At 62.5% G+C, this 12,746-nt stretch carries 7 protein-coding genes and 1 pseudogene; 4 read left to right on the forward strand and 4 right to left on the reverse strand.

Features of this window, described 5'->3' with window-relative positions; genetic code table 11:
- Both QZ648_RS10890 and hrpA read right to left on the reverse strand, forming a co-directional pair.
- The coding region (locus QZ648_RS10890; protein WP_366144121.1) for an EI24 domain-containing protein at positions 1-401 on the reverse strand (401 nt) is incomplete at its 3' end.
- Positions 402-444: 43 nt separating this feature from the next.
- Positions 445-4,431, reverse strand: a pseudogene (gene hrpA / locus QZ648_RS10895) (ATP-dependent RNA helicase HrpA).
- A 368-nt stretch (positions 4,432-4,799) separates the two neighbouring features.
- On the opposite strand from hrpA, the gene QZ648_RS10900 reads away from it, so the two are divergent.
- From QZ648_RS10900 to QZ648_RS10915, 4 genes are all read left to right on the forward strand, one after another.
- Entirely contained in the window at positions 4,800-5,003 is a 204-nt protein-coding gene (locus QZ648_RS10900) for a hypothetical protein (protein WP_169067042.1), read from the forward strand.
- Between the two features lie 238 nt (positions 5,004-5,241).
- Positions 5,242-6,216 (forward strand): zinc transporter ZntB, encoded by a 975-nt coding sequence (locus QZ648_RS10905; RefSeq protein ID WP_291997030.1) that lies wholly within the window; start codon positions 5,242-5,244, stop codon positions 6,214-6,216.
- 159 nt (positions 6,217-6,375) lie between these two features.
- A complete protein-coding gene (gene aqpZ, locus QZ648_RS10910) occupies positions 6,376-7,164 on the forward strand; it encodes an aquaporin Z (RefSeq protein WP_291997031.1) in 789 nt (262 codons plus the stop codon).
- A 412-nt stretch (positions 7,165-7,576) separates the two neighbouring features.
- The gene (locus tag QZ648_RS10915; RefSeq protein WP_169065653.1) at positions 7,577-8,125 is read left to right on the forward strand and encodes a peroxiredoxin-like family protein; all 549 of its coding nucleotides are present in this window, start codon (positions 7,577-7,579) and stop codon (positions 8,123-8,125) included.
- Positions 8,126-8,172: 47 nt separating this feature from the next.
- Here QZ648_RS10915 and gltX read toward each other — a convergent pair whose 3' ends face one another.
- Both gltX and QZ648_RS10925 read right to left on the reverse strand, forming a co-directional pair.
- A complete protein-coding gene (gltX, locus tag QZ648_RS10920; RefSeq protein WP_291997032.1) occupies positions 8,173-9,561 on the reverse strand; it encodes a glutamate--tRNA ligase in 1,389 nt (462 codons plus the stop codon).
- A gap of 33 nt (positions 9,562-9,594) precedes the next feature.
- Positions 9,595-12,612, reverse strand: a complete 3,018-nt coding sequence (locus tag QZ648_RS10925) for a diguanylate cyclase (protein ID WP_291997033.1) — start codon at positions 12,610-12,612, stop codon at positions 9,595-9,597.
- Positions 12,613-12,746: the final 134 nt, after the last annotated feature.

Here is a 12,746-nt window from a genome sequence, read left to right on the forward strand (position 1 = left end):
CAGCAGCAGCGCAGCGACACTGTCCGGCCCCCGAGACAGAGCTGTCCCTTGCCGCCGACTCGTGCCAGTTCGGGGTAGTCGGCCAGGGCGACATGATTGAGCAGCAGTGGCATCACGAAAATCGCCGCCAGCAGCATGGCGGTGACGAAGGCCGCCGCGAGAATCAGCAGCCAGCCGCCGAGCACGGCCCCGAGCTTGGCCAGCCATACCGCTCCCCAGCCAGCCAGCCAGGTCATCGGCGGCTGCTCGAGGAGGGTCGCAATCAGGCTTTCCAGCGCGAACACCATCAGCGCGATCCAGATCACCAGCGCCACCGCCGCCGGCCCGAAGAACAACAGCCAGACGCGTCCACGCCCAAGCGTGCGCAGGCTGCGTCCCAGCGCAAGAACAATTTCAGTCACTTAGTCACCCTCCATCTATTACGATCTGATGATCGTTTGGCGATCACTGGATACCCTCCCACATCTTCTGCAGCCGCTTGCTCGACACCGGCACCGGTGTGCGTAGTGCCTGCGCAAAGAGGTGCACACGCAATTCTTCAAGCAACCAGCGGAACTGTTCGACCTGCGCGTCGCTGACCCCCTGCTTGGCCAGCACGGTTGCGCGTCGTTGATAGGCGGTCGCTAGCGGCAGGTACTCCTCGGCCAGCAGTCGGGCGTCGCGAGCCGCGCCATGGGCGCCGCCGGTCTTCAGCTTGTCCAGGCGCACGGCGATGGCGTTCAGATAGCGCGGATATTGTTGCAGACGTTCGAAAGGCGTGTCGACCACGAAGCGCTTGCCGATCAGCCGCGCCAGTTGCCCCTCGATGTCATGGACGGTGCTGCCGTAGGCCTTGAACGCCGGCAGCTTCTTGTGCAGCGCCAGCCAGTCGCCGAGAATCTGGCCGACCAAACGGCATATCTCCTGCGCCAGCAAGCCTAGCCGCGGCTTGGCTTCCACACAGCGGGCGTTGAAACTCGCCGCGTCGGTCGGCCAGGGCTCTTTCAGACAGGCGCGCGTGAAAGTCAGCTCCAGCAACTGTCGTCGCAGTTCGTCGAGGGTGCCCAGTGCCATGAACTGCATCGCCATCTGGGTCAGCCCCGGCAGGTTTTTCTCCAGATGTTTGATCTGCTCGCGAAACTGCAGCATGAACAGTCGCAGCAGCCCCCGCGAATGCGCCTGCAGCGCCTCCTCGGGCGAATCGAAGACGCACACCGAGACGCTGTCGCCGTCGTCGGTCAGTCCCGGGTAGCCAAAAACCGTCTGGCCACCGCCGACCTCGACTTCAATCAGCTCGGCCAACTCGCCGAAACTCCAGTCGGTCATTCCCGAAAACTCGGCGGGTGTCTCGTGCAGCTCGGCGAACTCCTGCTTCGCTTCGCGTCCCCATTCGCTGCGCAGTTCGCTCAAGCTGCGGCTCAGGCCGAGCTGGCGGCCGTTTTCGTCGACCAGGCGAAAGTTGAAGCTTAGATGTGCCGGCACCGCGTCGGGGCGAAACGCGTCGGGAGTGACGTCCCAGCCGCGCGCGTTCAGCCCGCGTGTTTGCAGGATGAAGTGCACCAGTGCGCTGACCAATGGCTTGTCCGTCGGCGGCAGCTGCTCGACGAACTCGCTGGCGAAGTCAGGCACTGGCACCAGCTTGGCGCGAATCCGTTGCGGCAGCGTTTTTACCAGCTGCTGCACCTTCTCCTTGAGCAGCCCCGGCACCAGCCATTCGCAGCGTGCGGCGGGGATCTGGTTCAGCTGCGCCAGCGGCAGGGTCAGAGTCACGCCGTCGCGAGCGCTGCCGGGTTCGAAGTGGTAGGCCAGCGGGTAGTCGACGCCACCCAGTTGCAGTTGATGCGGAAAAGCCTCGCTGGTGATGCCGGCGGCTTCGTGCGCATCAAGTCCTCTCGCACCAGTGCAGCAAGCGCGGTTGCTCGCGCTCGGCGGCGCGCCGCCACTTGTCGAAGCTGGCGCCGCAGTAGATTCCTCGGGGATGATCTGGTCGTAAGAAGGCGAAAATCAGTTCGTCGTCGACCAGTACGTCGGGTCGGCGCGACTTGTGCTCCAGGGTCCTCGATGTCGAGCACCAGTTGCTGATTGTTATGGAAAAAAATCCCAGCGCCGAGCGAATTCTTCACTGACCTCCGCCGGCAACCAGGGCGTCGCGGGATGAACAGTTCGCGTGCTGCGGTGGGTTGAGCGGCCCGAAGTTCACCCGTCGGCGTGGATCGCCGACGATGCCGTACAGCGTGATGCGCTCGAAAGCGACCGCCTGCATCGCTTTCTTCTCCCAGTGCGGGTCGAAATGACTGCGCTTGAGAAGATGCGCACCGACCACTTCCAGCCACTCCGGCTCGATGCGAGCGACGCAGCGGGCGAACAAGCGCGTGGTTTCGCTGATCTCGGCGGCGACAATCCACTTGCCGGCCTTCTTCTGCAGGGCCGAGCCGGGATGGATCAGCATTTTGATGCCGCGTGGGACCAAGGTAATGCGGCCGAATCTTCCGCTTTTGCAGCCGATGTTGCCGAGCAGGCACCGGCGAGCAGCGCGCGGGTTGGACGGCGTCGTAGGTCGCCGGAACCTGGTTCACCCGCCATTTCTGTTCGGCCCGCCAGGGCCTGTAGTTGGCCGTGGATGTCGCGCCATTCGCGCATGCGCAGCGCCGAGAGGAAGTGCTCGTGGCAGGTCTGCACTAGCTTGCGCTGCGACTTGCGATGTTCGACTTCGAATCTGGTACCAGTCCCACAGCTTAAGCCAGCCGAGGAATTCGGATTTCGGGTCAGCAAACTTGCGGTGTGCGATGTCGGCGCTGCCCTGTTTGTCCTGCGGTCGCTCGCGCGGATCATGTACGCTCAGCGCGGCGGCAATGATCAGGACTTCGCGCAGGCAGCCTTCGTCGCGGGCGGCAACGATCATTCGCCCGACGCGCGGGTCGAGCGGCATCGTCGCCAGTTCCTGGCCGGTTGGTGTCAGCGCATTTTCGCTGGTCACCGCGCCGAGTTCGAGCAACAGCTGATAGCCGTCGCCGATGGCCTTGCGCGGGGGCGCCTCGAGGAAGGGGAAGTCCTCGATGTCGCCTAGACGCAGCGCCTTCATGCGCAGGATCACCCCGGCCAGCGACGAACGGAGAATCTCCGGTTCCGAATACGCCGGGCGGAGCGCAAAAATCCTGCTCTTCGTAGAGGCGGATGCACACTCCGGCCGCGACCCGCCCACAGCGCCCGGCGCGTTGATTGGCCGAGGCCTGCGAGATTTTCTCGATCTGCAGTTGCTCGACCCTTGTTGCGGTAGGAATAGCGCTTGATGCGCGCCAGGCCGCTATCGACGACGTAGCGGATTCCCGGCACGGTCAAGGAGGTTTCGGCAACATTGGTCGCCAGTACGATGCGTCGGCCAAGGTGCGGCCTGAAAATCCGTCCCTGCTCTTCGCTCGACAGGCGGGCAAAGAGCGGCAGAATTTCGGTATGCGGCGGGTGATGCTTGCGCAGCGCCTCGGCGGCCTCGCGGATCTCGCGTTCGCCGGGCAGAAAGACCAGCACATCGCCCGGTCCGGCACGATCGAGCTCGTCACAGGGCGTCGACGATCGCGTCGCAGAGATCGCGCTGGTCGTCACCGCGCTCGCGTGCGCCCACCACTGTCGCCGCCAGCGCTGCCCGTTTCGCCGTCCTCGTCTTTCTGCATCGGTCGATAGCGCAACTCCACCGGATGCAGTCGGCCCGAGACCTCGATGACCGGTGCGTCGTCGAAGTGCTGGGAAAAACGCTGGGCATCGATCGTCGCCGAATTGATGATCAGCTTCAGATCGCGGCGTTTGGGCAACAGCTGTTTAAGGTAGCCGAGCAAAAAGTCGATGTTCAGGCTGCGCTCGTGCGACCTCGTCGAGGATCAGCGTGTCGTACTGCTCGAGCCCGGTGTCGCCCTGCGTCTCGGCGAGCAGGATGCCGTCGGTCATCAGCTTGATAAAGGCATCGGGTGTGGTGCGGTCGCTGAAGCGGATCTTGTAGCCGACCAGTCGCCCGACTTCGCTCTGCAATTCCTGCGCGATACGCACCGCGGTCGACCGCGCGGCGATCCGGCGTGGTTGCGTGTGACCGATCAGGCCGGTGGTGCCGCGACCGATTTCCAGGCAGATCTTGGGGATCTGCGTTGTCTTGCCCGAGCCGGTTTCGCCGCAGACGATGAGTACCTGATGCTTGGCAATCAGCGCCGCAATCTCGGCACGCCGCCGATTGACCGGCAGATCGTCGGCAAAGACCGGCGTCGGCAGGCGCGCCCGCCGCGCGGCCACGGCGGCGCGGGACCTCTCTATCAGGTTGTCGAGCTCGGCCTGCAGCGCGTCGCGCTTGGCGCCGAAGCCGTGCCGCAAAGCGCGCGTCAGTGCGCGCAGCTGACGCTGGTCGAGTGCCAGGCAGTCGGCGAAAGGATTCTGCGGAGGGCGTGCGGTACGGGCGCTGGTAGGGGTCATCGGTCAGGAAAAGCGGGGTGCTGGCAGGGGCTGTCGGAGTGCTTCGAGCACAGCGCACCAGTGCGCACAGAACAGCATAGAAATTGTGCGCCGCCGCGGCGCCCTATAAGGGGCGCCATTTTACCCCAGAGCGTCGAGCGGACTGTGTACTACTGCACTGCGGCATGGCCCTGGTGCACGCCGCCGTTGAGCGGTCGCGTGCCGCGGAAGAATTCGAGACCCCGAAGCGTGCCGTTTCGCAGTATGGTTGCGGCTGAATTTTCCAACGGGAGAACGTCGATGTCACGGCAAGGCACGACGCCAATCAACGGCGTGCTCAGGGAGCTGAAAATCTTCGACCGACGGCCGAACGATTGCCAGGAAGCGGCATGAAATCCGACTTTGCGATGGTGCTTTCATGCCTGCTGTTCGCTGCCTCAGCGCTTGCTGCGCCTGCTCCCTGGTACCTCTGGCGCAGCCAGCTTGATGGTCAGGTATTCTGCGCCCAGACGCCGCTAGGCGCCGCTTGGCAGCGGGTCGGCGGGCCGTACCGGGATGCGCGCTGCGAGAACGCGGGTGTGCCCGGCAAATAGTCGTTGGCCGCATCTTTCCTGCGAACTTTCCTTGACCGGAGTGAGTCGGATGACGGGGCGCAAGCCGCGATTCGGCGGTCGCGATTCACGATCAACCTAACGGTCAAGACAGTCGAGATACCCCGGATGATGAAAGTCATGACCGTTTTCCCTCTTCCCCGGCCCTTCTCCCGCAGGGGGAGAAGGGAGTTTCGTGAGTCGCATGCGCGACTTTCACATTAAGGATTGGATTTTGAGCATGGGTAAGAAGAAGAGCGGCCTGGTCTTTGCATACATTCTCGACGGTGGGGCCGGCAAGGCGATGAACTGGGATCGGATCAGCAGCTGGGAACCGGGCCAGGGAATCCTGTGGTTGCATCTCGATTACGCCGACGAAGGAGCCAGGCAATGGTTGCTCGAAGAGAGTGGACTCGATGAAGTGGCGTGCGCCGCCTTGATGGCCGAAGAAACCCGCCCGCGGGTCTTGTCATCCGGCACGTCCCTGCTCCTCATCCTGCGTGGCGTCAACTTCAATCCCGGTGCCGATCTCGAAGACATGGTCGCCATCCGCATGTGGTTCGAGGAGCACCGCATCATCAGCATGCGGCATCGGCGGGTGATGGCCATGGACGACATCGACAAGAGTATCCAGGCCGGCAAGGGGCCGGATTCGATCAGTGATTTTCTGGTCATGGCCGCGAGCAAGCTGACCGATCGGATGGCCGATGTGATCAGTGACATCGATGACAGTGTTGACGAGTTGGAGGACACGGTACTGACCGAGGAAAGTCACGAGCTGCGCCCCAAACTTGCCCATCTGCGCCGACAAACGATCAGCATGCGACGCTATATATCGCCGCAGCGCGATGTGCTGGCACGCCTGCAGAACGAACGCGTGCCCTGGCTGAACGAAGTCGATCGGGTGCGAATCCGCGAACTCGCCGAACGCACGGCCAGGTTCGTCGATGATCTGGACTCGGCGCGCGATCGTGCCGCGATTACCCAGGAAGAACTCAACAACGCCCTCTCCGAGAAGATGAACAAAACCATGTACGTGCTGTCGATCGTCGCCGCGATCTTTCTCCCTTTGGGTCTCTTTACAGGTCTTCTGGGAATCAACGTCGGCGGCATTCCGGGAACCGAAAATAGCTCCGCATTTGCCCTGGTCAGCGTCATGCTGTTTGTCTTTGCCTTTGCTCAGTACATTCTCTTCAAGAAGATGAAATGGATTTGATCGGCAGGGGAGCGGCCACGGGTGGGCGACGCGGTGCTTGAAGGTGGCTGCTATTGCGCCATTGAAAGAATATTCGGCTAAAATGCGCAGCATCGGTTCCCGGCTTGCCGCCATGTCACTCCACGCTGCGCGCCAAGCTGCTGTTCTGGTACCCGTTATGTGTGCCGGTATAAGGGAAGGAACCGTGCGTATTCTCCCGTACTCGACTGGGCACACCACGACCAACAGCGGCTCAATTTCAAGAAGGATAATTCAATGAAGCAATACAGCGCGGAGTTCCTTGGAACATTCTGGCTTGTTCTTGGTGGTTGCGGTAGTGCGGTACTTGCCGCCGCGTTTCCCGAGTTAGGCATCGGCTTTGCCGGTGTTGCCCTGGCATTCGGATTGACCGTCCTGACCATGGCCTTCGCCATCGGCCATATCTCGGGTTGTCATCTCAACCCCGCAATCTCCATCGGCCTGTGGGCCGGCGGTCGTTTTCCGGCGAGCCAGCTCGCACCCTACATCGTCGCTCAGGTTCTCGGTGGTATAGCGGCTGGCGCGGTGTTGTACGTCATTGCCAGCGGCGGCCCGGGCTTTGAGTTGTCGAACGGTTTTGCCTCGAACGGCTACGGCGAGCATTCTCCCGGCAAATATTCGCTGCTTGCGGCGCTGGTCACGGAAATTGTCATGACCATGTTCTTCCTGCTGGTGATTATGGGCGCTACCGACAAGCGCGCGCCGGCCGGCTTCGCACCCATCGCCATCGGCCTGTGCTTGACCCTGATCCACCTGATCAGCATTCCGGTCACCAATACCTCGGTCAATCCCGCGCGCAGCACCGGCGTTGCAATCTTCGTCGGCGACTGGGCGACTGCCCAACTCTGGCTGTTCTGGGTGGCTCCGATCATCGGTGGTGTGCTCGGTGCGCTCAGCTATCGCTTCATCGCTGGCGACGAAGAAAGCTGAAAATGGCCGCTTCGGGTCGGGCGGTTCTCGCCCCCGATCCGACGCGGCCACGCCTCACCCACAAGCTCTTAATGTGAAAGTCGCGCAAGCGGCTCACGAAACTCCCTTCTCCCCTTGCGGGAGAAGGGGCAGGGGAAGAGGGAAACGGTCATGACTTTCATGATTTGGGGTGTCTCCACGTGTCATGACCGTTAATGTGAAAGTCGCGTATGCGACTCACGAAACTCCCTTCTCCCCTCGCGGGAGAAGGGCCGGGGGTGAGGCGGGGAATTCAGGGAGCATGCTCCCTGCCCGGCGAACGATTCCGGCGTGCAAGCCGGAATGCGCACTGCAAGTGAGAGGGGGGCGGTCCTGACTTTCATGATCAGGGGTGTCTCGACATGTCATGACCGTTAGCCACAAGGAGATCCAGATGCATCTGAACGCATTGCTGCCGCGTTACCCGGTTCCCGCCCTGAATGTGGCGCTGACCTCCGGCGGGCGTTTCGTCCTCGGTGCGTCACCCGCCGAGCACTTCGACCTGCTGGTTTTCTATCGCGGCCTGCATTGCCCGATCTGTGCCAAATACCTGCTCGAGCTCGAACGCCTGGCGCCCGAGTTTGCGTCGCGTGGTGTGCAGATCGTGGCCATCAGCAGCGACGGTGAAGAACGTGGCCGGCAAATGGCCGAGAAAGTTGGTGCCAAAGGCGTGCAGTTCGCCTACGCCCTGAGCCTGCGCAGCGCACGCCAATGGGGGCTGTATATCAGCACTTCGCGCGGCCAGACGTCGATCGGGATCGAGGAGCCCGAGCTGTTCAGCGAACCCGGTGTGTTCCTGGTTCGTCCGGATGGGACGCTGTACTACGGCGCGGTCCAGACGATGCCCTTCGCGCGTCCGCAGTTCCAGGATCTGCTCGGCGCGGTCGACTTCGCCATCAGCAAGGACTACCCGGCGCGCGGCGAATTCACCGGCGCCGTCTAGCAAGCTAGCCAGCTGGCAAGCTTGCCGGTCTCGGCCCGCCGTCAGCGTCAGCCGGCGGCAGCCAGTCGCTTGAGTACCTCTTCGCGCGGGAAAAGGGCGACCAGGGCATCGACCGACGGCGTCTGTTCCTGGCCGGTCAGCAGCACCCGCAGAGGCATCGCCAGCTTGGGCATTTTCAGCCCGTGCGCGGCGACGCTGTGCTTGATCAGGGCGCCAATCGCCGCCGGCTGCCAGGCGATGTTTGGCAGGCCGGCGACGAAGTCGGCCAGCGCCGGCAGGGCTTCCGGCGTCAGATGCTTGACCAGGAGTTCGCTTTTCGGAGTGATGTCGATGTAGAACACCGCCGCCGCGTCGGCCAGCTCATTGAGGTTGGCGACGCGCTCCTGGTATAGGGTGATCACCGCCGGCAGGGAAGGTGTTGCGCTGACCGTCACGCCGCGCGCTTGCAGGCGCGGCAAGACCAGCGCCGCCAGTCGCTGTGCGTCGGCGCGCTTGAGGTAGTGCGCGTTGAGCCAGTTGAGTTTCTCGGTGTTGAACTGCGCGGCCGACGGCGTGATGTGGTCGAGGTCGAACCACTCGCAGAACTGCGCCATCGAGAAGATTTCTTCGTCACCGTGCGACCAGCCCAGGCGCGCCAGATAGTTGAGCACCGCTTCCGGCAGATAGCCTTCCTCGTCGTACTGCATGACGCTCACCGCGCCGTGGCGCTTGGAGAGTTTCTGGCCATCGTCACCGAGAATCATCGACAGGTGCGCGTATTGCGGCACTTGCACGCCCAGCGCCTGCAGGATGTTGATCTGCCGTGGCGTGTTATTGACATGGTCGTCGCCGCGAATGACCTGCGTGATGCCCATGTCGAAGTCGTCGACGACGACACAGAAGTTGTACGTCGGTGTGCCATCGGCGCGGGCGATCACCAGGTCGTCGAGTTCGGCGTTGGCAATTTCGATGCGCCCCTTGACCAGGTCGTCCCAGGCGACGACGCCGTCGCCCGGGTTGCGGAAGCGTACCGCCGGCGAGACGCCGGCCGGCGGCGTCGGCAGGACCTTGCCCGGCTCCGGCCGCCAAGTGCCGTCATAGCGCGCCTTCAGTCCTTGCGCACGTTGCTCCTCGCGCAGGCGATCGAGTTCTTCGGGGGGCATGTAGCAATGGTAGGCCGTGCCGGCGGCGAGCATCTCGTCGATGACCACCTGGTAGCGCGCCATGCGCTGGGTCTGGTAGAAAGGCCCTTCGTCGTGGCTCAGGCCCAGCCAGTTCATGCCGTCAAGGATCGCCTGCACGGCTTCAGGTGTCGACCGTGCCAGGTCGGTGTCCTCGATGCGCAGGATGAAGCTGCCGCCGTGGCGACGGGCAAAGGCCCACGAGAAGAGCGCGGTGCGCGCGCCGCCAATGTGCAGGAAGCCGGTCGGGGAGGGCGCAAAACGGGTGCGGATCATGGCTGGGGGTCGCAGTCTGGCAAAGCGCCCATTTTAGACCCTAGACCCCCCGTCGTCCCGCTGCTGTGCCGGCGGCTCTCTGCCGCGCTGTTCGCCATCGTGAAAGCGAATGAAATTTCGCCCGGCCTGCTTGGCTTCATACATGGCCGCATCGGCCCGCTGCAGGATCTCGTCCTGCGTGGCTTGGTGACCAATGAACAAGGCGACGCCGATGCTCGCCGAGCACCGGTGGGTCAGCGTCGTGGCGCATTGTCCTGCGGACGGGATGCTCAGTCGATAGGGTTCTCGCAGGGCGACACGAATCTTTTCGGCGATGATGGCGGCTTTCTCCATTGACGCGTACTTGTCCGCAGCCAGCTCGCTGATCATCACCACGAACTCGTCGCCACCGAAGCGGGCGACGGTATCCACCTCGCGAACGCAGCTCTTCAGACGCCCAGCCGCCTCGACCAGGAGCAGGTCGCCGATGACGTGCCCATGCGCATCATTGAGCGGTTTGAAGTTGTCCAGGTCGACGAACATCACGGCACCATGGCAGGGTGCTCGCCCGCTGGCGGCCATCGTCTGCTGTAGACGGTCGTTGAGCAGGCGGCGATTGGGGAGCGCGGTCAGTGGGTCATGAAACGCCAGTTTGCGGACCTGGTCCTCGGCGTACTTGCGTTCGGTGATTTCCCTGCTGACGCCGTGATAACCGATGATCGTGCCCTGCGCGTCACGTTCCGGCGTGGAGAGGACTTCCAGCCAGATCAGGCTGCCATCCTGGCAGCGCTGTGGCAGTTCGAAGCGGGTAATCCCGGTGCGCACGCCCCGCCGTTCGGTTTCTGCGCGCAGCGCCTGTTTCTCCTTGAGAATGGCGATGCCCTCGGCGGTCAGCACTTCTGTCACGTGCCGACCGATGACCTGCTCTGCCTTGTAGCCGCGCAAGCGTTCGTCGGCCGGGCTGATATAGGTGAAGTAGTGATCGCGGTCCTGCCGCCAGACGATGTCGGCAACATTCTCGGTGAGCAGGCGGTAGTGCGCCTCACTGGTGCGCAGCCGTTCAGCCGCGAGGTTGCGCTCGATGGCGATGCTGGCCAGGCGGGCGGATTGTTCGATCAGCTCGATATGGGCCGCGCTCGGGCTATGCGGGTGACGATGATAAATGGCGAAGGTACCGATTACTTTTCCCGGCGATGAGCGAACCGGTTCGGACCAGCAGGATCTCAGGCCGGCGCTGGCCGCCAGCTCTCTGGCGCGCTCCCAGTAGGGATGCGTGGCGATATCTTCGACGATGACGCGCTGGCCGGTAAACGCCGCCGTTCCGCAGGAACCGGCTGCGGCGCGGATTTTCATCCCGTTGACCGCGGCGTTGAAGGAGTCTGGCAGGCTTGGGGCGGCGCCGGTGGTGAGGCGCTGGCCATCGTTGTCGACCAGCAGAATGCTGCACAGCATGCCCGGATTGAGTTCCTCTACACCCTGCGCCAGCGCTTCAAGAATGCCGTGTAGCGGCTCGCCTTCCGCAAGCAGTTGCAGGATGCGGCCGCGAAACTGTTCGTATTGCTCGGCGCGCTTGACGGCCGTGATATCGCTATGGGTGATCACTACGCCGCGCTCGATGTCGGGACCCAAAGGCATGACCGTCATCGTGAACCAACGCAGTTCTTGCGGCGAGTGGCAGGCATATTCAAGACTGAAGGAGGGCAAGCGGCGTTCCAGAACCGCTTCGATTCCAAGCCTGGGGTTGGCTGCATCGTCGGCCAGGGCCGCAGCGTCGAGCGTGCAGAAAGCGAGGTAATTCACGCCGGCTTCGGTATGCGCTGCGGGCTGCCCTGGCTGGCTGCTGTTCTCCCGCGAAAACCGCCGCCAACGCTTGTTCACCGCTTGTATGACGCCGTGCTGATCGAGGACGACGATTTCGGCAGCCATGGAATTGAGGATGGTGTTCTTGAAGGCTTCGCTTTCCTGCAACGCTTTTTCGCGATTTCCCAGGCTGTCGACGAGGTGATTGAAGCTGGCGATGAGTTCGCCAACTTCGTCATGGCGGGCTATCGGCAAGGGTTTCGGGAGCTGCTGCGTAGCCGACAAATGGGAGAGCAGCTTGGCGGCAGAAAGCATCGGCGCAAGCTGCCGATCCAATATCCACCACGTTGCGGCGGCTGCCAACAGGGTCAGTAGCAGCGCCGCCAGCAGCATGCGCTGCTGCATCGCGCGAATCGGGGCAAAAGCTTCAGCGGTCGGAAGGATGGCCACCATGTCCCAACCTGAAACCGGGATTCTCCTGGCCGAGCTCAGTACCTTGGTGCCAACGCTACTGACGAAGACGATGGGTCCCTCGAAACCTTCGATAAAGCGATCGATCGTCGGATTGACGCCTGGCGACGGCAAGTGGGCCATGACGCGACTCTTGTCGGTAGCGGTGATGATCTGGCGGTACTGCGGTGCAACAAGAAGAAAACCACCGGTCTTGCCGTAGCGGCCGTCGGTGATGTGGTCGAGAAAGTTGGGTATGGCCAGATTGACGACCCCACTCACGGCGCCAATCACATGGTCACGTGGGTCACGAATGGCTACGGTCATGCCAAAAACCGGCGCCTGCAGTTTCTTGCCTATCACAGGCCGGCTGATCGTCGATTTTCCTTCCTGTAGCGCCGTAGCGACGCTGTCGATGTCCGTGTAATTGACACCGAGTCGCTCAGGGGCGGGAGGAAATTCGGCGACCGCTGTACCGTCGAGTCGATGGACAATGATGCCGGCGTTGAATGGTTCGCCTTCGAGAGTCAGGCTCTGCGCCAGGAAAGCCTGCAAGGTGGTGGTGTTGGCCAGCATCGCCGGAGTAATTCTGCTGGCAATTCTCGCCAGAATTGCCAGACGGTCGCCCAATTCGTGATTCAGCTCGTCGGCCAGCAGGGAGACCGTCGACAATTGCTGGTCACCCAATAGACGTTCCATATCCGCCCGCAAGGTCTGGCTGCTGTAAAAAGCCAGTGACCAAATGCTGACAAGGAAGATGGTCAGCGTAAACAAGGTGATTCTCGTCTTGAGCGAGCGCCCTTTGAAGCGAGTCCAGTTCACGAGGTTTTCACGCAGTCGATAATATTTTTGGATTGGCAATGGGGAAGCTTAATACATTTTCCGCCGGCATGGTTTTTCAAAAAAAAGCTTCTTTGGCAGCGCCTGCCTGCGTCCGGGAGGGCCTGCAGGTCTCT

The organism is Candidatus Accumulibacter sp. ACC012, assembly GCF_907163155.1.
GTDB lineage: Bacteria > Pseudomonadota > Gammaproteobacteria > Burkholderiales > Rhodocyclaceae > Accumulibacter > Accumulibacter delftensis.

Bases quoted from the DNA above. Each gene is read 5' to 3' on its own strand.
- QZ648_RS10900 (WP_169067042.1), top strand. From the start codon at position 4,800: ATGAAATCCGACTTTGCGATGGTGCTTTCATGCCTGCTGTTCGCTGCC.
- QZ648_RS10905 (WP_291997030.1), top strand. From the start codon at position 5,242: ATGGGTAAGAAGAAGAGCGGCCTGGTCTTTGCATACATTCTCGACGGT.
- QZ648_RS10915 (WP_169065653.1), top strand. From the start codon at position 7,577: ATGCATCTGAACGCATTGCTGCCGCGTTACCCGGTTCCCGCCCTGAAT.
- gltX (WP_291997032.1), bottom strand. From the start codon at position 9,561: ATGATCCGCACCCGTTTTGCGCCCTCCCCGACCGGCTTCCTGCACATT.